Source organism: Parvularcula sp. IMCC14364, from assembly GCF_030758415.1.
Classification (GTDB): Bacteria; Pseudomonadota; Alphaproteobacteria; order Caulobacterales; family Parvularculaceae; genus Aquisalinus.
Genome location: NZ_CP132334.1, coordinates 1,844,333 through 1,867,251 on the forward strand (window position 1 = coordinate 1,844,333; position 22,919 = coordinate 1,867,251).

The 22,919-nt window shown below is 51.9% G+C and carries 21 protein-coding genes; 13 read left to right on the forward strand and 8 right to left on the reverse strand.

The window, feature by feature from the left end; genetic code table 11:
• Positions 1-7: 7 nt before the first annotated feature.
• Both RAL90_RS08905 and rpmB read right to left on the reverse strand, forming a co-directional pair.
• Positions 8-733, reverse strand: coding sequence for a hypothetical protein (locus tag RAL90_RS08905; RefSeq protein WP_306249738.1), 726 nt, complete (start codon positions 731-733; stop codon positions 8-10).
• Between the two features lie 55 nt (positions 734-788).
• Positions 789-1,067 carry a 50S ribosomal protein L28 gene (gene rpmB, locus RAL90_RS08910; RefSeq protein ID WP_306249740.1) on the reverse strand — a complete coding sequence of 93 codons (279 nt, stop codon included), beginning with the start codon at positions 1,065-1,067 and terminating at the stop codon, positions 789-791.
• Positions 1,068-1,327: 260 nt separating this feature from the next.
• Here rpmB and RAL90_RS08915 point away from each other — a divergent pair, with 260 nt between their 5' ends.
• Positions 1,328-2,335, forward strand: coding sequence for a DUF3108 domain-containing protein (locus RAL90_RS08915; RefSeq protein ID WP_306249742.1), 1,008 nt, complete (start codon positions 1,328-1,330; stop codon positions 2,333-2,335).
• Positions 2,336-2,350: 15 nt separating this feature from the next.
• On the opposite strand, the gene RAL90_RS08920 is transcribed toward RAL90_RS08915, so the two are convergent.
• Positions 2,351-3,214, reverse strand: coding sequence for an alpha/beta fold hydrolase (locus RAL90_RS08920; protein WP_306249743.1), 864 nt, complete (start codon positions 3,212-3,214; stop codon positions 2,351-2,353).
• Positions 3,215-3,328: 114 nt separating this feature from the next.
• On the opposite strand from RAL90_RS08920, the gene RAL90_RS08925 reads away from it, so the two are divergent.
• The 3 genes from RAL90_RS08925 to RAL90_RS08935 are packed head-to-tail and all read left to right on the forward strand — an operon-like array spanning position 3,329 to position 6,682.
• Entirely contained in the window at positions 3,329-4,756 is a 1,428-nt protein-coding gene (locus tag RAL90_RS08925) for an efflux RND transporter periplasmic adaptor subunit (protein ID WP_306249745.1), read from the forward strand.
• A 4-nt stretch (positions 4,757-4,760) separates the two neighbouring features.
• Complete coding sequence (locus RAL90_RS08930) at positions 4,761-5,459, forward strand: ABC transporter ATP-binding protein (RefSeq protein ID WP_306249746.1); 699 nt, start codon at positions 4,761-4,763, stop codon at positions 5,457-5,459.
• Positions 5,456-6,682 (forward strand): ABC transporter permease, encoded by a 1,227-nt coding sequence (locus RAL90_RS08935; RefSeq protein WP_306249748.1) that lies wholly within the window; start codon positions 5,456-5,458, stop codon positions 6,680-6,682. Before RAL90_RS08930 ends, RAL90_RS08935 begins: the two co-directional genes overlap by 4 nt.
• Before the next feature lie 37 nt (positions 6,683-6,719).
• On the opposite strand, the gene RAL90_RS08940 is transcribed toward RAL90_RS08935, so the two are convergent.
• From RAL90_RS08940 to ykgO, 3 genes are all read right to left on the reverse strand, one after another.
• Positions 6,720-7,172: a thioredoxin domain-containing protein gene (locus RAL90_RS08940; RefSeq protein ID WP_306249750.1), complete on the reverse strand. Its 453-nt coding sequence runs from the start codon at positions 7,170-7,172 to the stop codon at positions 6,720-6,722.
• A gap of 100 nt (positions 7,173-7,272) precedes the next feature.
• A complete protein-coding gene (locus tag RAL90_RS08945; RefSeq protein ID WP_306249751.1) occupies positions 7,273-7,821 on the reverse strand; it encodes a hypothetical protein in 549 nt (182 codons plus the stop codon).
• 78 nt (positions 7,822-7,899) lie between these two features.
• Positions 7,900-8,025, reverse strand: coding sequence for a type B 50S ribosomal protein L36 (gene ykgO, locus RAL90_RS08950; RefSeq protein WP_306249753.1), 126 nt, complete (start codon positions 8,023-8,025; stop codon positions 7,900-7,902).
• A gap of 186 nt (positions 8,026-8,211) precedes the next feature.
• Here ykgO and RAL90_RS08955 point away from each other — a divergent pair, with 186 nt between their 5' ends.
• The 9 genes from RAL90_RS08955 (at position 8,212) to RAL90_RS08995 (ending at position 20,739) form a co-directional block, all read left to right on the forward strand.
• The gene (locus RAL90_RS08955; protein ID WP_306249755.1) at positions 8,212-9,411 is read left to right on the forward strand and encodes a lytic murein transglycosylase; all 1,200 of its coding nucleotides are present in this window, start codon (positions 8,212-8,214) and stop codon (positions 9,409-9,411) included.
• A complete protein-coding gene (mnmC, locus tag RAL90_RS08960) occupies positions 9,412-11,400 on the forward strand; it encodes a bifunctional tRNA (5-methylaminomethyl-2-thiouridine)(34)-methyltransferase MnmD/FAD-dependent 5-carboxymethylaminomethyl-2-thiouridine(34) oxidoreductase MnmC (RefSeq protein ID WP_306249757.1) in 1,989 nt (662 codons plus the stop codon).
• 472 nt (positions 11,401-11,872) lie between these two features.
• Positions 11,873-12,340, forward strand: coding sequence for a MarR family winged helix-turn-helix transcriptional regulator (locus tag RAL90_RS08965; RefSeq protein ID WP_306249759.1), 468 nt, complete (start codon positions 11,873-11,875; stop codon positions 12,338-12,340).
• A 38-nt stretch (positions 12,341-12,378) separates the two neighbouring features.
• Positions 12,379-14,091: a nitrogen regulation protein NR(II) gene (locus RAL90_RS08970; RefSeq protein ID WP_306249761.1), complete on the forward strand. Its 1,713-nt coding sequence runs from the start codon at positions 12,379-12,381 to the stop codon at positions 14,089-14,091.
• A 4-nt stretch (positions 14,092-14,095) separates the two neighbouring features.
• Positions 14,096-14,470 carry a response regulator gene (locus RAL90_RS08975; RefSeq protein WP_306249763.1) on the forward strand — a complete coding sequence of 125 codons (375 nt, stop codon included), beginning with the start codon at positions 14,096-14,098 and terminating at the stop codon, positions 14,468-14,470.
• A gap of 84 nt (positions 14,471-14,554) precedes the next feature.
• Positions 14,555-16,666 (forward strand): M10 family metallopeptidase C-terminal domain-containing protein, encoded by a 2,112-nt coding sequence (locus RAL90_RS08980; protein WP_306249765.1) that lies wholly within the window; start codon positions 14,555-14,557, stop codon positions 16,664-16,666.
• Positions 16,667-16,764: 98 nt separating this feature from the next.
• Positions 16,765-18,144, forward strand: a complete 1,380-nt coding sequence (locus RAL90_RS08985; RefSeq protein ID WP_306249767.1) for a hypothetical protein — start codon at positions 16,765-16,767, stop codon at positions 18,142-18,144.
• A 94-nt stretch (positions 18,145-18,238) separates the two neighbouring features.
• Positions 18,239-19,792, forward strand: coding sequence for a wax ester/triacylglycerol synthase family O-acyltransferase (locus RAL90_RS08990; RefSeq protein WP_306249769.1), 1,554 nt, complete (start codon positions 18,239-18,241; stop codon positions 19,790-19,792).
• Between the two features lie 164 nt (positions 19,793-19,956).
• Positions 19,957-20,739: a triacylglycerol lipase gene (locus tag RAL90_RS08995; protein ID WP_306249771.1), complete on the forward strand. Its 783-nt coding sequence runs from the start codon at positions 19,957-19,959 to the stop codon at positions 20,737-20,739.
• Between the two features lie 8 nt (positions 20,740-20,747).
• Here the strand turns inward: RAL90_RS08995 and galK are convergent, their stop codons facing one another.
• A complete protein-coding gene (gene galK / locus RAL90_RS09000) occupies positions 20,748-21,815 on the reverse strand; it encodes a galactokinase (protein ID WP_306249773.1) in 1,068 nt (355 codons plus the stop codon).
• Positions 21,812-22,894, reverse strand: a complete 1,083-nt coding sequence (locus RAL90_RS09005; protein WP_306249775.1) for a hypothetical protein — start codon at positions 22,892-22,894, stop codon at positions 21,812-21,814. The genes galK and RAL90_RS09005 overlap by 4 nt, the downstream gene beginning before the upstream one ends.
• Between the last annotated feature and the right edge of the window lie 25 nt (positions 22,895-22,919).

Sequence of the window (22,919 nt, forward strand, 5' to 3'; positions counted from 1 at the left end):
CTTCCGTTCACGTTTCGAGTGCGCTGATTTGCCCCAGATACGGTCTGAACAGACGCCGCATCGCTGAATATGCTGGCAGAAAAGCAAGGCAGAACACGCATTTCATTGCGGTATCTATGATCATCCAGCTGATCCAGAGCGTTCCTGCTTCACCATAAATGACCGGGAAATAAATTGCGCTCTGTACAGCAAAGCCAAAGACGCCGCCATAAAACGGCGCTCGCCACCAGTTGCCCCCCCGCGTATAGTCATAAACGTAGATGGCGACGAGTTGACCAACATACCAGCTCGACAGAAAGCCAATCACAAAGCGGGTGGACGGCAGGTCGCCTGGCACAAGCTGCGGAGCGAGGAAAATAATCATGGCACCGACGAATCCCGCCGTCATAAGCCAGCACAAGGTCAGCAACCGCCCTGTAAAGATGCTGCCATAAGACCGTGTAACCAGCATCAGGTAAAAGATCGAGAGGGCCATGATCGCGTCCCCTCGACTAAACCAGTTACTGATCGCAAGGTCGGAAGACATGCCGACAAATCTGTCAAACGTTCGGAACGGCAGGTCCAGGCAGATGAGGGAAAGCAAAAATATAGGCAGAAGGATAAATGATAATCGCAGAACAAGAAGCGCAAGATAGGTCAATCTGTCGAAACGCTTGCGCAATTTCTGCGCAGCCGTTTCATCCTGCATTCTCAGGTTTTCATGAATAACCGGATCTTCTTCTGCCATATCCATTGCAACCGTGCCTGACTGGATTCGACGGGACACGACCACTATTAAGGCAAAGGCGTTAAGAAGCTCTGGCCAGTTCCCGCTTCACCTTGAGCGCTGCAGGAGACAAGTCCTGTTCCTTGGCTTTGCCCAGGAAAGCGTCAAGCCCGCCAACATGGTCCACAGATCGCAGAGCATGAGCAGAAATCCGAAACTTGTATGAGCGGCCGAGCGCGTCGCTCATCAGCGTCACATTACAAAGATTAGGGCGGAAGATACGCCGTGTCTTGTTATGCGCGTGGGACACGTTGTTGCCTGCCATAGGGCGCTTGCCAGTAAATTCACAAACACGGGACATTGCTGTCATCCTTCAATTTAAGTCGGTGCGTGATAACGCTATAATTTCCACAGAGCCGCGTCTCATAAGGGGTGCATCAAAGGGCGTCAAGGCCGTATAGCGGCATTTTCATGGTCACTGCCCTGTCTGCCTCTGCCCTCTGAAATGTGATGACCGGCCTTATTCCTGCCGGAAATAACACCGCTGAGTGTCAAAATGATAAGTTGTAAAGAACCCTGGCTCGTAAGAGACTTAGTTAACAAGTACGGAGTGTGATTCTGGTGTTTATTTCCCCAAAGCGTGCCTGTCTGGCAGTTACAACCAGTGTTGTTGCAATCCTGTCAATGACAGGTGTTGTGGCTGCTGCCTCTGCCATGATGGCAGCTACGCAAGGTCCATATACAATAGATACCTATGTTGAGCCTGGCTCGCTCGCGCCGGGCTCTGATGAATGGCAGGCAGCGTTTTCTGTTGATCAGTTTGACACCCGTGACCCTTATCCGCCGCGCATTAGTACCGAAGGCGCCAAAAAACTCTCAGTCACGTACAAGGGCAAGGCACTTGGCCTCGATATTGGCCGTGTATTCATCACAGCAGATCTGACAGACACGACATATCGGATGACATACAAAGTCCAGACCGATGGTGTCGTGCGCTGGCTGGACCAGACTGAACAGGATGTCATTTCCTACGGCCTTCTGGATGGTTCGGAAATGACCGCCCTTTTTTATGAACGCGACGAACGCGAGGGTGATGACACCAAACTGATCGAATTGACGCGGCCTGCGCCCGGCGCGCGATTCCGTTACTGGACTGATCCCTACACGGAACTCGTTCATCCTGTGATGCCGGATATAGGACTACAGACTGTTGACCCCCTCGCCGCCCTTGCTCAATTAGGGTTTATAGAGGTGCCGGAAGGCCAGGAACCCTGCACGCGCAATGTGGCCGTGTATGATGGCAGACGACGCTTTGATATGCGGATGGAACCAGCCGGCACGGCCAATTTGAGTCGGCGCGGGAGCAAGCGATATAGCGGCTTCACTTACAAGTGTCGTGTCTTCATGAACAAGGTTGCCGGGTACAATCAAAAAAATCTGGAAGATGAATTTGACGGAGATGGTTTCGTTTACCTTGCTCCGATGCCTGAGAGTGTTGCTTCAAAGAATTTCACTTATATGCCCGTATTCCTGGAAGGGAAAACAGGCATCTTGAGTGCAACTTTAGAGGCGAAAGCCCCAACCATGATCTTGCCAGATGGTACGAAAGTCGAGCTCTGGAAGAATTGATCTGACAACAGACTGTCAGGCTGCTCTGACATGACTGACATGGTGGTGAATCTCACGCACCCTGTCCGCAATGATGGTTGCATTGTCACCGATCAGAATGCTGACGTGGTCTTCCTTCGGGAAATTGCCATACCAGCCATAGCCGGTATTTTCTTCCGCCGTTTTCGCATCCTGTTCCGTCATGCTGTTGATAATGGTCGCTGTCAGGATTGCCAGGGGCAAATTCTCGATGCCGTTGCCATGCAGATACGGCGCATTGGGGTCTACCCCAAGCACTTCATCGCGTGATGCCGCATGGTGACTGGCTGCACCATATCCCCAAACCTTGTCTTCGCGCAATTGCCCGTCGAGCCTGAAATTATTGGGGGCAAAGACCCGCGAAAGCGGTTCTGCCAGGCCGAGTCTGGCCCCATAGGCGCCAACTCTCAGCATCTGCCCGAAAGGACCGAAAAAGCCGCCCGTGACGTCTTTCAGGCGCCGGGGCGAGACTGCGTCAATCAGTATCAGGCCGGACAGGTTCTCAGGATAAAGATTGGCGTATGTATGAAGACGCAACCCCGCCATGGAATGCCCTATAAGCATGAACGGATCCTTGATCTTCAATGCTGCCATCAGTCGGCGCATATCACTGACATGGTATTCAGGTGACGGAACGATCCCGTCTGGCGCAGGGTCACTTGCCCCCATTCCCACACGATCATACAAGCAGACCCGAAAATCTTTTTTCAATGCTTCCTTAATCCACCAGCCATCTGCATAAATGCCAAAGGAGCCTGCATCATATAACACGACAGATGCTTCTTCCGGCCCTTCGAGCAGGTAATGTATCCTGCGTCCCGGCTCGATTTCTATGAGTGAGAAAGCTGGTTTGTTTGCCATTATCGACCTAAATCAATGATTGTTGTGACGGGAAATTAACCATAATGCCGGACAGGTATCCAGTTCTGAACCGTTTTACAATAAGATTACGACCAGTAAGGTAAAGACAGGGCTATGGGTACTATTTTCAAATCACGACTGTTCTGGGGAGCGGCCACACTAGCTGCGATTGTTTTTGCCTATTTTACTCTGGCGTCCCCCTCACAGACAACGGCAAGCGAACCAGATTACATTACTGTGGCCCTCGACCGTGGCAGCATCAAACGCTCTGTTTCTACATCGGGCACTGTGCAGCCGCTGGTGCGTGTGGAAGTTGGCTCGCAGCTTTCAGGCCAGCTAATTGAGGTGCTGGCGGATTTCAATACAGAAGTCAGTCAGGGCGACCTGCTCGCCCGAATTGATCCCGACACGTTTCGATCCCGCGTGGAAGAAGCAGAAGCTCAACTGAAAATATCCCGCGCCGGGCTGGCAGTTGCCAGAGCAAATCAGCGTCGCGCGCAAGCTAACCTCACTCAGAGACGCAGTGACCTTGCCCGGTTTGAGCCGTTGCTCGAATTTGATGCAATCTCGGAAATCGAGGTTGACGCAGCGCAGGCACAGTTTGACGCAGCGGTCGCAGAGTATCAGTCAGCAGAGGCACAGGTTGATAACGCTCTTGCCCTGGTCTCACAGCGCGAAGCTTCCTTGCGACAGTCACAAGTTGATTTACAGCGTACAGATATACGCGCGCCCATCAACGGCGTGGTCATCCTGCGCAATGTGGACGTGGGACAAACGGTTGCTGCCAGCCTGCAGGCACCAGTTCTGTTCGAGATCGCTCAGGACTTGTCGAAAATTCAGATCGAAGCTGACGTGAATGAAGCTGATATTGGCTCCGTCAAGGAAGGTAACGATGTCACTTTTTCAGTCGATGCCTATCCTGACCGGGAGTTCACTGGTGTTGTGCGTCAGGTGCGGCTGGCACCAAAGGAAGAGTCCAATATTATTTCGTATACGGTAATTGTTAATGTAGACAATCCCCAGAAAATTCTTTACCCCGGCATGACCGCGAGTGTCGAGATTATTACCGGGCAGCGAGAGGATGTCCTGCGTGTTGCAAACAGTGTGCTGCGGTTCAAACCGGATAATGCCGAAGCGGCAGATACGCGCGGGCAGTCCGGCGCACGAGGCGGCGGCGACAGGATGGCAGAATTACAGGCGCAGTTAAATTTAACAGATCAACAGAGCAAGGAAATCAGCGACAGGATGCGCAGCCTTTTTGCAAACCGTGGTGAGGGCGGTGCCCCTGGCGGCGGTAACCCACGGGAGGCAATGGCCAAGATTTTCCGCTCTGTACTGGATGAAGATCAATGGGAAAACTATCAGGCTTTGCAAAATGAACGTCAACAATACACACGTGGCACGCTCTGGACACTTGATCCGTCTGGCAAGCCTGCCGCTGTGCCTGTTCGGCTTGGGATAGCAGATGCTACGCACACGGAAGTGGTGTCTGAAGATTTAGACGACGGCAGTGTTGTGATACAGCGTCAGGGACGCGGTTAAACCGATGCAGCCTGTCATTGAATGTGCCGCCCTGACGAAAATCTATGCCCTTGGTATGCAGGAAGTACGTGCCCTTGATGGAGTTGATTTCCATATAGCTCGAGGAGAGTTTGTCTCAATCATGGGGCCATCCGGCTCCGGCAAATCCACGCTGATGAACATGATTGGTGCACTTGATGTGCCAACGAGTGGGTCCCTGAAAATAGCCGGCGAAGATATTGCGCACATGACACCAGATGAACTGGCCGTATTGCGCAATCGGACGATCGGCTTTGTATTTCAGCAATTCAACCTGCTGCGACGTACCACCGCCCTCGACAACGCAAAACTGCCCCTGCTCTATCGAGCCGGCAGCAGCGACGATGATGCGCGCGAGAAAGCTGCCATCGCCCTGAAGCGTGTGGGATTGGGCGAGCGTATGGATCATCACCCTTCCCAGCTCTCAGGAGGCCAGCAGCAAAGAGTCGCGATTGCACGCGCGCTCGTCAACGATCCTGACCTCATTCTGGCTGATGAACCTACCGGTGCGCTGGACAGTCAGACTTCAGAAGAAATCATGACACTCTTCGCCGAGCTCAATCAGCAGGGTGTTACAGTCATTATTGTCACACACGAACAGGAAGTTGCCGATCAGACGCGGCGTATTCTGCGTTTGCGCGATGGCAAAATTGTCGCAGATGAGCGACGGGAGATTGCTGCATGAGTTTTGGAAACGCTTTTTTGACGGCGTTGCAGGCATTGCGCCTAAACGGTATGCGCAGCCTGCTGACTGCGCTTGGTATTATTATCGGCATTGCTTCGGTGATTGTCATGGTCGCCATAGGAAACGGCGCGAGGCAATCCGTGGAGGAACAGATAGAACGCCTCGGCTCTTCAATGTTGACTGTATTCCCAAGCACCCGGTCAAGCCGGGGCCAGAGTACCGGCAGGTACATGCCCTTCTCCGAGCGCATCATGAACAGCGTTGCGGAACAGTTGCCCGATGTTGTGGGTGTGACGGGCGATATTTCCTCACAAGTCACGCTTGTGAGTGCCGACACGGACTGGGCAACAACGGCACGCGGTGTCAACGCAACCTATCCACTGGTCCGGAATCACGACGTTGCGGATGGTGACTTTTTTACACCAGAGGATGTCGCTTCCGGCAAACGATATGCCGTGATCGGCTCAACGATACAGCGGGAAGTGTTTGGAGAAATTTCTGCTGTTGGAGCATCCATCAGGATCAACAACGTGCCTTTCGAGGTGATCGGCGTGATGGAAGCAACAGGCGAGTCCTTTCGTGGTCGTGACTCGGACGATGTTATACTTGCGCCATTGAAGACTGTGCGTGACAGGCTTGCCGGCAACTGGCGACCAGTGCCGGACCGCATCGACAGCATGTACATCCTTTTCCGGAAAGACGCGGATATCGAGATAGCACAGTCTGATCTCGAAGAAGTTCTTAGGTACGAACGAGAGATCAAACCAGGCCAGAGCGACAACTTCCGCGTCTTGAGTTTTGCAAGTTTCGTTCAGGCACGTAACGAAACATCGCAGACTTTCAGCTATCTTCTGGCAGCAGCGGCCGGCATTTCCCTGATCGTCGGCGGGATCGGCATCATGAATATCATGCTGGTGTCAGTGACAGAACGCACAAGAGAAATTGGGTTGCGTATGGCGATCGGTGCCAGACGCGGCGATATCATGACGCAGTTTCTGATTGAAGCGGTAGTTCTGTGTACAATCGGGGGAATTATCGGGCTCGCATTGGGGCTGGGCGGTGCCTGGGCTGTCACGAGCATGGCAGACTGGGAAGTGCTCATCGAGCCATCATTAGTTGTGATTGCTATCGCCACATCTCTAACTGTTGGGGTCGTTTTCGGGTTCTTCCCTGCCCGACAGGCAGCGCAATTAAACCCGATTGAAGCGCTGAGATATGAATAGCGCTTCAATCTGCTGACACTGGATTTTAAGCGTCAGCTTATACTTTTTCAACGGCTGCTGTCATTACTGCGATAATATCAACTTCAGTCATGGACTTGTTGATCTCGCTGAGGATCTCGCCCGAATCCGCATCGACTAGAAGCAAAAGGCCTGTTTTGACTTCATCTGCAAAACGAGACCGCACCGTATTCCCGATCCCCGCGGCATCTGCCTGCAGAAAAAGAACCTCTGCGTCTCTGGCCGTGTAATCAAGCCGGGTGAACTCTATGCCATCAATGGCGTTCATATTCCGTACGGATTGTATTTTAGGATCCAGAACCTTACAGCTGCCGCACCAGTCGGCATACATCAGGACAGCGATAACCTTTGCATCCTCTTGGCCAGCGGAGCTGCTGGCTGGCTCTGCGGAAGCGGTTTTCGTTGTATCAGCCGTCTCACCGGAACAGGCGGCAAGGAATGATAAGGCAATAATAGCGACAGCATGGCGCATGATAAGTCTCCTGATGACAGGTCAGAAAGCTATCACAGATTACGAAACAGCAGCCTCACGAGGCCGTGAGACTGTGATATCGCCGCCACAATGTCTTTCATCAGATTTCAGAGCCGGAGAGCGATTCGCGCAATTCAGCCGCCTGCCGACGCGCGTGCGCATAATGGGGATTCCATTTCAGAGCTTCCTGATAAAGATCAAACGCAGCGCGATCTTCGCCATTCGCCTTCAAAATATCAGCGAGGTCAGTCGTGGCAATAAAGTGCCTCGGCTCAAGCTCCAGCGCTTTCCTGTAGCCGTCATACGCCAGCTCATATTGTTCGAGATTGAGATAAACCGTGGCTTGCAAAACCCATCCTTGAGCAAAATTCGGCGCAAGACCCGTAACATGGGAGGTCAACTCACGCGCCACATCCATGTCATTAGCCATGGCAGCTTCATAAGCGCGGCTATAAAGAAGTGTCACCGTGGGGCTTGGTGCTGTCGACCAGATTTCCAGGATTCGCTGGCTAGTCTCCTCGGCATCAAGGGCTGTTCCATCCCTCAACTCCTGAAACAGAGCATCGAGACCAGGATCATTCTGATCTGCAAACGCCGTGGGCGCGAGAAACAGGGAAATGAGGGCAGTTATAAGCAGAAAAAAACGCATATATCCTCTCTAAAGATACATGCGTCTGTTTTCAAATAGCGATTGCGTCATGATAAACGCAAAATCGGCTTCACGTAATTAGCCCTGGCGCGCCTTGAAGCGTCGTTGCGTCTTGTTAATGACGTAGACACGGCCTTTACGGCGCACAACACGACAATCGCGGTGACGGCTTTTGAGTGATTTGAGTGAACTTTTGACTTTCATCGACTTCTTGCCTCATTCAATTCTGACGTGCCTTTACCGGCAACAGAGCGCGAGGAACTACAGAGTGATGCAGGCCATGTCAAGGGAAATACCCGCATCACCTTGCGGGCTTGTTACTGGACGGCCCTAGCGCATCGACTTAACGTAAGAGTGAAAATAGAGCCCTACGAAACAGGTGATGTTCCCATGCCAAAATCAGTCATCCCAGCCCTACTGGCCTGCAGTCTTTTCGCGTCGCAACCCGCAACGGCACAGGAATTTGAAAGCTGGATAGAGAGTTTCAAGGAAGAAGCCGTCGCCAAGGGCATCTCTGCCGAGACATATGATCGAGAAATGCAATCCGTAATACCCGTGCAACGGGTTCTGGAGTTGAACGACAGCCAGCCGGAATTTGTAAAAGGCGTGTGGGAATATCTCGACACCGCCGTATCGGACTCGCGTATCAGCAATGGGTTGAACAATGCTGCTGCAAACAGCGCCCTTCTGGACCGCATTGAAGAAGCCTATGGCGTCGACAAGGAAATCATTGTGGCGATCTGGGGACTGGAGTCCTCTTATGGCGCGATCATGGGCGACTATGATGTGCTCTCAGCGCTCGCAACACTTGGCTATGAAGGCCGCCGCACCAGTTTTGGCCGCAGCCAGTTGATTGGTGCCCTGAAAATTCTTGACCGTGAATATGCCAACCGCAGTCAACTGAAAGGGTCTTGGGCAGGTGCCATGGGACAAACACAGTTCATCCCCACGACGTATCTAGAAAGTGCCGTCGATTATGATGGCGACGGTCGCCGCGATCTCTGGTCAAATCTTGGTGACGTGTTTGCCTCTACGGCCAATTATCTCTCAAGATCAGGGTATGTAGCTAATGAACCCTGGGGTTTTGAAGTCACCCTGCCAGAAGGATTTGACTATGCTCTCGCAGACAGATCCAACCGACAAATGGTTGCAACCTGGGCGAGCCTGGGCATCAACCGGGCAGATGGTGTGCCCCTGACAGATGACATTGACCTGAATGCGACAGGATACCTGATTATCCCGGCGGGCGCACAAGGCCCTGCCTTTCTCGTTTTCAATAATTTTCGTGCAATACTGCGATATAACAATTCGACAAGCTACGCGCTGGGGATTGGCCTTTTAAGCGATCATATTGCCGGAAATGCCGAGCCTATTGTTCAGTCCTGGCCGCGCGGCGACAGACCGCTTTCCCTCAGTGAGCGCAAATCCTTGCAGGAAGCACTGGCGCAGCGAGGCTATAATCCGGGCCCCGTGGATGGCATCATCGGCGCAGGCACAAAATCAGCCCTTCGTAAATGGCAACGTGACCAGGGACTGCCTGCCGACGGCTATGCATCATCAACACTCCTGACCAGATTGTTGCAATCCTGAGTGTCGAACAAGCTTGAGACGGCCATACTGTCCTGGCAGGACAGTGGCATTCTGCGGTCTGATCAATTTAATGACATATATTTTTCCGACATGGACGGGCTGGCGGAAACACAGCACGTTTTTATTGCAGGCAACAATATCCCTGAGCGCTTCCGTGAACTGACCACGGCGACGCCTGATCATGTGTTCACAGTTGGTGAACTCGGGTTTGGCACAGGGCTGAATATACTTGCCCTGTGGCAGGCCTGGCACCAGCGTGGCCACAATCGAGGGCACCTTCATGCCTTCTCGATTGAAGGTTTCCCCCTGGATCATACAGCCTTCAGCCTTGCTCAATCGCGCATTCACGCGCGCTGGCCTGCGCTTGCGCCCCCCGGAGCACTTCTGGAGCAACAATACCCGCCCCTCACTCCGGGGGTTCATTCTGTCCGCCTGGGAGAAAACTTCACGCTGACGCTTGCTCTGGGTCAGGCGGAGCATTGTCTTGAAAACGCATACCTCAAAGCTGATGCATGGTTTCTGGACGGATTTTCTCCTGCCCAAAACCCTGACATGTGGTCTGAAAAGGTAATGGCGCATATAGCGCGATTGTCAAAACCGGATGCAACGGTTGCCACATTCACGGTTGCGGGCGCCGTTCGCCGTCATCTTATTGCCGCAGGTTTTTCAGTAGAAAAAACGCCCGGCTTTGGTCGAAAAAGGGAAATGTTGAAGGGTACTTTTATGAAGTCCTCTACCAACACTCCCAAGGAGAATTCTCCAGAACGGCCGTGGTTGTCTTACGAAAATCTATCGCGCAAGTCAGGCAGGCGTGTACTGATTGTCGGGGCAGGCATCGCTGGCGCTGCTGCTGCCTGGCACCTGAAGCGCGCTGGTTTCGACGTGACCGTGGTGGATGAAACCGGACCTGCCTCTGGCGCTTCCGGGAACCCGGCAGGACTCGTTTTGCCCCGACTTGATCTCGGCGAGACCCCTGCCGCACGATTTTATCGTGATGCCTGGCTGTACACAGTAAGGCTGATGGCATCGCTCGATCATGACAACTCTATACTCCTGGCGGAAGGAGGAATTATCGCTTCCACAGGGGACGAAGATGACTTGCGCCATAAGAAACTGATTAAGGACGATCTTCTTCCAAAAGAGATGTTGGGTAGCCTCCACACGGATGATTTGCGTGACTTGACAGGTATCAAGACACTAAGCTTCGGCGGGAAATATCACCTCCATCTCACCAAAGGCGGCACGATAAATCCGACCGCCTTCACGAAAGCACTATTTGATGAAATACCCGTGCTTGCTGGCAAAGCCGTTCACTACAAAACATCCCCGGACACGACAGAGTTGCTTGTAGACCTTCTTGAGGCGGACAGTATCCGCACTCTGCGAACGGACTACATGGTTATCGCCACAGCGGCTGCATCCAGCAACGATCTGGACCGTCCTCATATTACGAAATCCCTTGGGCAGATTGATGTTTTTGATGCCGCCCCCCCCATGCTTGCCACATCATTTGGGCATTATGTCGCACCTCTGGGCAACAGGACAGTGACCGGTGCGACATATGAGAATGTCACGCCAGAGACGGACATCACGCCTATGCAACAGCGAATGAACCAAAATCTGGAAGCCCTGACAGAGGTTTTTGACAGCACTATCAGCGCTGAAAAGCACTGTGAAAGCCGCACGGCAATTCGCGCGGTCACACCGGATCGACATCCTATCGTCGGTGCTCTTCCAGACTGGCGTTATGCCGCTCAGAGCTATGACGGTCTGAAGCAGGGCAAGCGGCAGGCTTACCCAACAATGAAATATCACTCTGGCGTATTCATCCTGAGCGGACTTGGCTCACGTGGCCTCACAACCGCCCCCTATTGCGGGGCCATGATAGCTTCCCTGATAAGCAGCAGCCCCTCCCCTGCGCCTACAGACCAGATGGAACTGCTGCATCCTGCGCGGTTTTTGATACGCGATCTGAAACGAGGCAAATAAAAAGGGCTTCAGCGGGGGCCAGTCATTATAACCAGCCCCCTGATCCTATCAGCGGGGGGAGAAAGAGCTGACAGGACTTTCCTGAAACAAGGCTGAAGCAAAAAATATGAGGACGTTGCCGATACGCAGGCAACGTCCTCTTCATTCGTCGGCCATCAGGGGGAGAGAGAGAACCGACGAAAAAACCTTTTATTTCCCTGCTACGCGGCAGGACCCGGCAAATACGCCACCAGGTCCCGCAGCTGTTGCCACCCACGCTACACTACACTACCCAATGCATGAGGCGGTCCGTATCGCTTACTGACTGATTGATACGGCATTCTTTAACTGCTACTAGCACTTATATATTTTATAACATCTTATTCGTCAACATTTATAATTGCTACCGGCATTGTTTTTTTGTAACATTGACGGTGGAGAGAGAAAGGGATGGCTTGCGCCAGACGCACGGTATCCGAAAGGAACAAAGATAGTGCTGCAGGCCATCGATGAATATATGAAAAAAAACGGTGCCCCACCCTCAATACCGGCCGATCGCCGGACACGAGGCCTGGCGCTTCTGCTCGAGCAGACTGCGCGCCTGATCTATGATGAAAAACACCCGCAGGCATTACATGCCGTCCAGTGGTCAGCTCTGCGCTTTTTCGATCGTGCCGGGGAACAGACAAGAACGGTTGCTGGTCTCGCCAAATATCTGGGCGTAACAAGCGGACCAGCATCCCGCACCACCTCCTCATTACTCAAACGCGAACTTGTCAGCGTGAAGCCGAGTCCCAGCGATTCGCGCTCAAGGGTTTATGAGCTGACCTCTGCCGGGAAAGATATTCTCTCTGAAGACCCCATCCAGCGCGTCGCCAGCCTCCTGACGGAAATGCCGGATGAAGATTTGGGTGTTCTCGCCAAAGCGCTGGACAAAATTTACGCCGGTCTTGATACCTGACCTTCCCCAAGGCGCCTGACCTGACGAAAGTGACGGCCATGATTCCAGAACGGCTCATCCAGAAATATGCCATCCCGTTATTGGCCGTGCAGGCTGTAATTATAAGCGTGTTGACTATCATTCTTGCACCAGACAGCCTGATTTCGTGGCTTATTGCGACCTCGATTCTACTCTTAGGGGTCGGCCTGACGGTCCTGTATTACAGAAAAAATCAGCTTCCTGAAATACGTGGCTTGAATGATGTGACGCAGGCAGAACTCCTGTCGGCAATAAGCGGCGCTGGCATTGGATATACCATACTGAATTCGGCAGGCGAGATTCTTTATGCACCGGGTAGCGTGAACTCATTACTCGATCTCCCGGAAGAGAGGAATATAACGGGTCAGATATGGTTCGAGATGGACCATGAAGCAAAGGCACATAAAGACGCACGTCGGCAGATTTGGAGCGAAATTATCACAAACCAGAAGCCCTGGAGTGGTATTATCCGCTGGGTTGGCGCCGAGGGCGTAAAAAAATATTTTGACTGCACCATTTGCCCAATATCAGGTGACCGCATCATCCTTGTCGCGATAGATCGCACAGACAGAATCCAAGCGTCGCATGATTTGCAGGAACGCGAGAAACTTAACAATTATATCCTCAACAACATACCTGTCAGCATAACGCTGCATGATACCAACCGCAGGATCATTTATTCCAATAATTACATCCCCGACCGGCTTGGCCAGTCCATCAATCAGACCATAGGCAAGGACCCATCACAAGTACTGCATCCTTCAACAGTCCAGGTCATGTCAGACATGTATGCCCAGATGCTCAGGACAAAAGAGCCTGTCGAAGGGCGCACACTGTCCATAACTGGCGGGCGCATGGCCGGAACAGAATGGCTTTTGTTCATGTACCCCGTATTTTCCAAAGGCAAGATAGAACAAACTCTTGTGGTCAGCCTTGACCGCACCGAGCGCGTTCGCCTGGCACGCGAAAAAGAAGAATTTTCACGCAAGCTTTTTGAGACACAGAAAGTAGAAGCTGTGAACAAGTTTGCCGGCGGGCTCGCACATGAACTTTCCAACCTTTTGCACCCTGCTGGTGTCTATGCACGTGCATTGAAAGAAGAACCGGACTTGCCGGACAGACACAAATATCTTGATTTGATCAATACAGCTGTTCTCAAGGCAGGTGAGATTCTACGGCGCACCCTGTCCATCTCCCGTTCTGATCAGGACACCCCACAACCTGTTGACCTTGCGATCTTGATGAAAGATCTCATTGCCTATGCCAATGACATCGCGGCCAAGGGTATAATTTACGAATTGCTGCTCCCAGATACGGCTTTATGTGTGTTGGCTGATGATACAGGGTTACGACAAGTAATGATGAATCTCATGAATAACGCTGCTGATGCCCAGGGCGGGAGCGGAAACATCATTATCACCCTGGGAAAAGGTGGTACTCCTCCGGGCACAACAGGCATGACACCAACCAGCATCGGCCCCTTTGCTTGGATTGACATCACTGATAATGGTGAGGGCATGGAAGATAACATCCGCGCACAAATTTTTGACCCTTTCTTTACGACCAAAGACAAAGGTGAAGGAACAGGCCTTGGCTTGCCTGTTGTACAGGGCATCGTCACAGGTTGGGGCGGTATAGTGACAGTTGACACAAGCCCGGGAAAAGGCTCCACATTCAGAGTATGGATTCCGCTTTCGCAGCATCAGTCAGAAACAGCCAAAGAGAATGAATGACAAGATGGCCAGTATCCTGCTTATTGAAGATGATCATACTGTCGCAGATGCGATCAGCTTTGTCCTGACCCGCAAGGGGCATGAAGTGAGTCATGCGCACAATACGCGGATCGCCAGACAGAAACTTGAAACAGGCTCTTTCGACTGTGCTTTTATTGATGTCTGGCTTGGGGAAGAAGATGGTCTGGAATTTCTCTCTGAACATCTGGACCTGTTTAGCTCAACGCCTTTCGTCGTGATCTCAGGGGGCGGGCCAGGACGTACCCTTGAAAATGTTACTGCGAGAGCTGACGCCTATGGCGCTGTACGCATTTTATACAAACCATTCGAGGATGAAGAGCTACTGGCTGCACTCAATCAGACCCTGGGCCTTCAATAATCCTGCAAGAAGTGGTTTGTGATCTCACATAAACCGGGATAAAGTTTCAAAAAAAACATATCACCTTTCGCGGGAGGAAAAGTCATGTGCATGATCTGCGGTACCAAGTCCTCTGTAACACAATACGATCTTTACAGGGATGGGTTGAACGGACGAGTAGATCATGAGACGGTAGCTGCCGAAGGTTCCGGTCAAACCGACACTTTCGCACTGAATGACTTTCAGCCTGATAACGAAATCATTGTTGACGACCCAGGCGTATTCGCCCCTGATTATGTTGATAATGCGCCCGTGAGCTTTCTGAATGCCGATGAGCGCGGCCAGGATAGCCCCAATGGCAAACCATCACTCGACGTTAATGGCGCTGCACTGCAATTGATCCGTGCTGGTGCTTCATGGGGCAGCAGTGGCGTATCTGTGACATATGGTTTTCGGTCTACAGAACCAACATCAATGCCGAGTGACACTACCGGCTTCACTCGTTTCAATGCCCTACAGATTACTCAGGCTGAACTCTCCCTGCAGACCTGGGCGGATGTCGCGAATATCACCTTTCAACGTGTCGGCAGTGGCACTTCAGGTCCAGCGGCCTACACGGATACGGCGACCATGCTGTTCGGTGGGTACACGGACGGACAAAACGGCGCCGCTGCTTTTGCATATTTTCCCGGCTCAACAGGCAATACAGCCAATGCTGGCGACAGCTGGTATAATATGAGTCAACAGAATAATGCCAATCCAGCGTTGGGTAACTACGGACGCCTGACAATAGTACACGAAATAGGGCACGCGATCGGGTTGGGGCATCCCGGTGACTACAATGCCGATCCGGACATCAACCTCAGCTACGGACAACATGCAGAGTATTATGAGGACAGCTCACAATATTCTGTCATGAGTTACTGGAGTGAAACCCATACCGGCGCGCAGTTCTTCAACACATATGCTGCCGCCCCCCTGATTGATGATATAGCCGCTGCGCAAGAACTCTATGGCGCCAACCTTTCCACCCGGACCGGTGATACAATCTACGGTTTCAACTCCAACACGGGTCGAGATTTCTTCAATATCACCTCGCCCTTTCAGGATGTGGTGTTTGCGGTTTGGGATGCTGGCGGTTTTGACATACTGGACTTTTCCGGTTTCGCAGACGATCAGCGCATTGACCTCACTGAAGGGAGCTTCTCTGATGTAGGTGGGTTGGTCGGCAATGTATCAATCGCGCAAGATGTTATTATCGAAGAAGCCATTGGAGGCACAGGTAATGATGTTATCTCCGCCGGTGATACACCCATCGCCAGAGAATTTGCCCGCAGCTATGACCATCTGCCCTCCTCTGCAAACACAATCATCAAATCACAATTCGATAATATTTCGACCCAGGCCAACGCCCTGAGCGTTGATGGATTTTTCAGCCTTCAGGCAAATAGCCAGATTGCGAACAGCACTACCATTCCGCACGCAACGGTGCAGGGAACCGGCGGCGGTAATGTTGATATTTATAGCTTTATCATCGAGGAAGTAACCAAGGGTTACTTTGATATGGATGCAACCTCATCCAGTTATGATCCCTACCTTTATCTGTATGATGAGAATTTCAAACTTATCTCTTTCAATGATGACAGCCCGGTAGATCCCGGCAGCAACAAACGGCAGGACTCATATCTGGAATATACCTTCCTTGAAGCCGGGCAGTATTTCATACTGGTAAATACATGGAGTGCTGATGGCTTTGGGCAAGGTGTGGACAACGGCGCCTCCTACAATCTGCATATCTCTCTGGAACTGGCCCCGAATGTCGTGATTGACGGTTATCTGGGCTACACACTTACTGGCGGTGCTGGTGATGACCTTCTCATCAGCGGGCCTGGAGCTGACCTTATGACTGGCGGCGATGGTGCTGATACTTTCGTGATTGAAAACCTGCATGGCACTGACACCATCACCGACTTTGAGGCGGGCATTGATGTCGTCGACCTATCAAGTATGCCAGAAGAAGTGCTCGTCTCGGATGGACGCTCTGGCGTGATGAAAATATTTGATGAAATCATCAGTCTTCAACAGGTTGGCGATGACACCATTCTCGCCTATCGCAAGAGCGGGAAGATACAGACATATGATCTTGATGATGCCCTGATCATTTTCAGGGATACAAATGCCAGCGACCTGTCACTGGCAGAAGATTTCCTGCTGTAAGTTACACCGCAGTAGATAAGGCGCTTTCGCAGCTTTACCTTTTTGCAAATATAATCACTGATATTACGCTCAGCCCAATGAGCCGGAGCAAAAATACCATGCAGCCCCTGATTGTTCTCGAATTCAACGAACTGTGCCCCCCGCTTCTGGAAAAGTGGATGACGTCAGGAGACTTGCCCAATTTTCGCAAGTTTCATGACGCCGCCGCAGTATTTGTTACGGAGCCGGACACGACCAAGCCGCATGAACTGGAGCCCTGGATCCAATGGTACTCCATTCACACAGGCCTCCCCTTTCATGAACACGGGGTCTTTCATCTGACTGATGGGCCGGGCGCAGGGCACACGAATATATGGCAGGTTTTGAACCAAGCGGGATTTGATACAGGCAACATATCAAGCATGAACGCCTCAACAGAAGTTTCTGGCGGAAGCTTTGCCATGCCTGATCCATGGTGCACGACCGAGACATCAAGACCTGCAACTCTCTATCCGCTCCAGACTTATATTCAGTCACAAGTTCAGGAATACACCAATGCGGATAACAAATCTAACTTGGGCAAAATGGTTTCCTTTGCGGCCAGCCTGGTTCGTAATGGTCTGCAGCCCAAGACTGCTATACGCCTCGCGCGGCAGATCGGCTCTGAGAAAGTGAGTGGCGGCAAGTCTGGCTGGCGTCGCGCCATGGAACTCGACAATATCCTCGCAGATATTTTCCGTCATCACTGGCTCAAGGCGCGCCCGGCTTATGCCACTTTTTTTCTGAACTCGACGGCACATTATCAACACGCCTATTGGCGCCATATGGAACCAGCGGCCTTTGTGAATGCCCCGCCCGAACATGAGGCTGATATTTATGCCAATGCGATCCTGTCGGGCTACCAGAATATGGACCGCATTATCGGGCAGTTTCTGGAATTCGAAAAACACGGGGCGCAACTTGCCCTGATGACAGCTTTGAGCCAGCAGCCGTTCCTCAAATACGAGGAAACAGGGGGACAAAAATTCTATCGTATACGAAATGTTTTGTCTTTTCTTCAGGATCTGGAACTGAAATGCAGGGATGTGCGACCAGTAATGACCCATCAATTTCGGGTAGATTTTGAAAATGCTGAAGACTTGTCGCACGCAAGACAGGTTCTTTCAGATATGGCGCTGGACGGGCAAAAAGTATTTGACCTTGAGCAGGAAGAAAACGGGTTGAGAATAGGCTGCCGCATCAACACAACTGTGCCAGAAAATGCGCAAATGGTCGTGAATGGAGAACAGCAACCATTTTTCAAGACGTTCTACCAAATCGAAGAGACCAAGAGTGGCTGTCATCACCCTGATGGCGTGCTTTGGGTGAAAACTGGCAACCATAAAGTGTACCCGGAGAAAGTCTCCATCCTTGACTGGTTTCCGACCGTCCTTGAGCACTTTGAGGTTCAGCCACAGGAGCGACCACACGGACGCTCTTTGAAACCATTACTTGTGTAAGGCCTTCAACTGACGCTTGGGTCACCCCCCGGCAGGATTGTACTTTCACGCTTTCCCGGTGTAACATTCGAAAAAATATAAACTGGAGGACATTATGAAGCAGATGCAGGGCCTTGATGCCAGCTTCGTTGCACTGGAGCGCACGCATGCACCGCTTCATATTGGCTCTATAGTGATATATGATCCGTCTACGGCACCTGAAGGATTTGTGCGCTTCAAGGACATTCTGAGGTTCATTGAAGGGCGTTTGCACCTGGCCAAATCCATGCGCCAACGGATGGTGCGTGTACCGCTTGGGATTGATCACCCTTACTGGATCGAAGACCCTGATTTTGACCTTGAATATCATGTCAGGCATGTCGCCCTGCCAAAGCCGGGAGACTGGCGACAGCTCTGCATTCAGGCCGCACGCGTTTTTTCGCGACCACTGGATCTGACGCGCCCCCCATGGGAAATCACCATCGTTGAAGGACTGGACAATGTTGATGGCGCCCCGGAAGGCTCATACGCGATGCTGTCAAAAGTTCATCATGCCGGCATAGATGGCCTTTCCGGCATCGACATGATGCACGCCCTTAACTCACTGTCCCCGGATGTGACAGCGCCAGACATCGCGGATGAATGGAAGCCGGATGAAATGCCAAATAAAATGGGCCTGTTTGCCAAGGGATATGTCAGAGCCTGGACCAATCCTGTGCGCCAACTCAATCATCTGCGCCGATCCGTCCCCGGCATGTACAAGGCAACGCGCAGCTTTGCGAAGGGCGAATTTGATCTCGACGCTGTCAGACACGTGCCCCGCACACGCTTTAACGAAAAGGTCACAGCCCACCGCACGATTGATGCCTGCACATTTCCGTTAAGCGACATAAAAAAACTGCGCGCCCTGTCAGAGGGGTCGAAAGTAAACGATGTCATGCTGGCAATTGTCGGGGGCGGCCTGAACAAATATCTGAAAGCCAAGGAGGAACTGCCCTCCTCTTCACTTGTCGCGATGGCACCAATTTCTGTGCGCGAGGAAGGCGAGAAGGGGTCCATGGGCAACCAGGTTTCGGCAATGTTTGCTCCGCTGGGTTCGCATATAAGCAACCCTAAAGAACGCATACAATATGTGCATGGCGAAACACTGAAATCCAAGAAAATGACGAATGCCTTGGGCGCACGACAGATGACAGAAGTCAGCAAATCAACACCTGCCCTGTATCTTGGTCTCGGTGCCCGCCTCTATACACAGCTCGGGTTAGCCAACAGAATGAAACCAGTCATCAATACAGTTGTGACAAACGTACCCGGACCACCCATTCCAATTTACTCCGCTGGCGCACAAATGGTTAACATGTTCGGCAATCTGTGCCTGCTGGACGGACTGGGCCTTGGGCATGTTGTTCACAGTTATGTTGACAAGGTTACGGTATGCTTCACCGCATGTCGCAAAGCAATTCCGGATCCGGCCTTTTACGCCAGCTGTATCCAGGAAGCATTTGAAGAAATGCTCAGCGCTGCGAATAAGGAACTAAAAACAGCGCGCACGGAAGAACCACCCCAAGAGAGTGAAGTCAAAAAGAAAAAGACTAGCCGGATTACGCGCGTTTCAGAAAAGTCAAGACAAAAAGATCGCCTGAACGGCAAGAGTGCCCCCGCAGGCTAGGAAACGGCTCCGTTGTGCAGCGCACAATAAGCGGTTAACCATTTGTGCACTGCACAATAAGTCGTCGTATTTATCGGCGATGCACTCTTGCATATTTGCCCGTTACATATGACTATGGCGTCAACTACATATAAAATGTAGGGGGCAACACAGGAAAGTTTAGTATGGGTCGTCTAGGTTGCGCCAAAGCACCGTCTCTCCTTCTCACTATGGCCGAATGCCGCGCCGTATTTGAACTTCAGTCATTTTACGCATTGCGTATGCTGATGAAAAAATTCCCCAAAGGAGACGGCCACCCAGTTCTGGTTTTGCCAGGGTTTCTTGCGAGCGATACATCTACGCTCCCCTTACGGAAAGTTCTGAAAGATCTTGGCTATAATACTTATGGCTGGAAACTTGGCCGAAATCTGACATTCAACCCAGAACGCGAACAGCAAATGCATGACCGTGTACTGGATATTCACCGCCGCGAAGGGCGTCAGATTTCCATCATTGGCTGGAGCCTTGGTGGTGTGTTCGCCAGGGAAATTGCGAAATTCATGCCTGACAAAACTCGCTCCGTCATATCACTCGGCAGTCCTATCATTGGCAATACAGACTATTCCAATGCCAAAACCCTTTTTGAGGCGATCAATGGCAAACCGGAAGGCGATTACGTAGAGCGATATGAGCGCTCAGGGGAAGCACCGCCTGTCCCCACTACGTCGATTTACAGCAAATCTGACGGCATTGTTTCATGGCAAGGCTCGATACAGATGCCAGGTGAACAGACTGAAAATATAGAAGTACCCGCTAGCCACTTTGGCCTCGGGTTCAACCCTGCCGTCATCTATGCGGTTGCAGATCGTCTGGCACAGGTAGAAGGTGAATGGGCACCATTCGTTCCAGCCGGGCCGGCAAAGCTGATTTATAGCACACCATCCATGGCAGAGGCCGCCCCCGCCTGACGGATTACTCAAACAAAAGTTATTTCCGGGAAAGCCTGCAACATACGTTGCTGCCAGTCATCAACTTTGGCTGTTTCAACCAATGACACAAAACATCCCCCAAACCCGCCACCTGTAAGACGCGCCCCAAGCGCGCCGAAGCGTCTGGAGCAGTCAACCATCTCATCAATAACGGGTAAGGAAATTTCAAAATCATCCCGCATTGAATGATGGCTCTCTGTCATCAACTGGCCAAGCTCTTCCAACTCATGTGCACGTAATGCTGACGCAGCTTGTTGAACACGGCAATGTTCCGTCCAGACATGTCGCGCACGTTGGCGCATCGGCTGCTCAAGTTTGGGTATCAACCCTTTCGCGGACTCTTCTGTCAGGTGGCACAGCAATTTGACACCCAACGCCGCCGCCGCCGCGTCGCATTCCCTGCGACGCAAAGCATAACGCCCTTCATCCAGTCGTCGATATACACCAGAATGAGCCACCACAAAGGAATGCGCATGCGGTAATTCAATCAACTCAAAGGCAAGCGTCTCGGTATTCAGCAATAACGCCTGCCCTGGCCGAGCCACGGCAACAGCCATCTGGTCCATGATCCCGCATGGCACAGCAAGATACTCATTCTCAACCCTCTGTGCAGCTTTGGCGACTTCAGTATCCGTCATATACGGGCCTGTTAACTCTGTCACAGCTTTCAGGATGGCCACGATCAGGGCCGCAGAAGAGGATAGACCGGACCCGTGGGGCAAATCACTATCAATGTAGACTTCAGCCCCCTTTTGCCAGCCACCTTGCGCCTTAAGCCAGGCAAAGGCTGCGAGAGGATAGTCAGACCAGTGACCCGTGCGGATTTTACTCAGATCACGTCGAACCGGGTCAGGGAATATGGCAGATGTAAAATAATAATAGTCATCTGCTGCCTCACCGATCGCAACCGAGACCGATTTATTGATAGCCGTTGGTAATACCAGACCGCCATTATAGTCTGTATGCTCCCCTATCAGATTAACGCGACCTGGCACCTGCTGGATTGCGACTGGCGAAGCGCCGTAAATGCGCTCATAACTCTCCTGGATGCTCATATATCTCTCAGCACCCTGGCTGTTTCTTCTGGCATCACATCGACCGTATAAACATTCGTCGCATGTTCGACGCAGGCAAAATATTTAAGCCGCTCGGGCCCACGCAGGATCGGGTAAAACTGCGCAGTAAAGTGAAATGTGTCTTGATGCTCTGCGGGTGCTGCTTGCAATGACAACATATACGGGCAGGTCCTGCCAAAGAAAGTGTCATACCGACGCGTAATCTCCCCCAGCAAAAAAGCAAATCCCTCAAGCTCTTCTGCATTGAACGCCCAGGGTCCTGCGCGCCGTGTGTGTGGCGCAAGCCAGACTTCGTATGGATAGCGCGCGAATGGCGGAGCAAAAGCAGATAGTCCGCCTGCACTACAAATGTTATAGCCTTGCGTCCAAGCCTGCATTTCAGAGGCGAGTTCATATCCTGACTCGAAAGCCTCCACGGCTTTTTGCTGAACAGCCGGCACAAACGGAAATGCGTAAATCTGTCCATGCGGATGGTGTAGCGTAACGCCCACCTCATCTCCACGGTTCTCGAACGGCAGTATAAACTTGTGGCCCGCAGCAAACAGGGCCTCGTAGCGGTCAATCCAGGCACGAAGCAGCAGTAAACGCTGCGCTTGCGTCAATGTTGCAATGCTGCCTGTCTGATCCGGTGCATAAACAATGACCTCACATTTTCCATTTGCCTGTTCTTTGTGTACCCCGCTGATATTGTCTACAGGATGGTCTGTCTCCGGGTGCATACCCGGAAAGCGATTATCAAAGACAGCCAGCTCAAAATGCTCAAACGGTATCTCCGTGGACGGATTGCCTGAAACGGACGGTGCAAGCGGATCATTTGCGGCTGATGGCTTGTAGGTTCGGTTTTGCCGCGCAGCTGCATAAATTGACCAGTCCTGCCGCAAAGGATGATGGCGTAACTCTCCCCCAAAACGGCGCTCATCCGCCATCTCCGGAAGGGCTTCAAGGCATGGCTGCTCATATCCATATAAAAACAGCTCCCGACCATCAGCCTTCAAATGGCGACGCCGATAGACCGTCTCAGGCAAAGCAGAATCAAGCTCAATAATTTCCATACTCATGCCTGCATGATAAAGCCGGATTTAT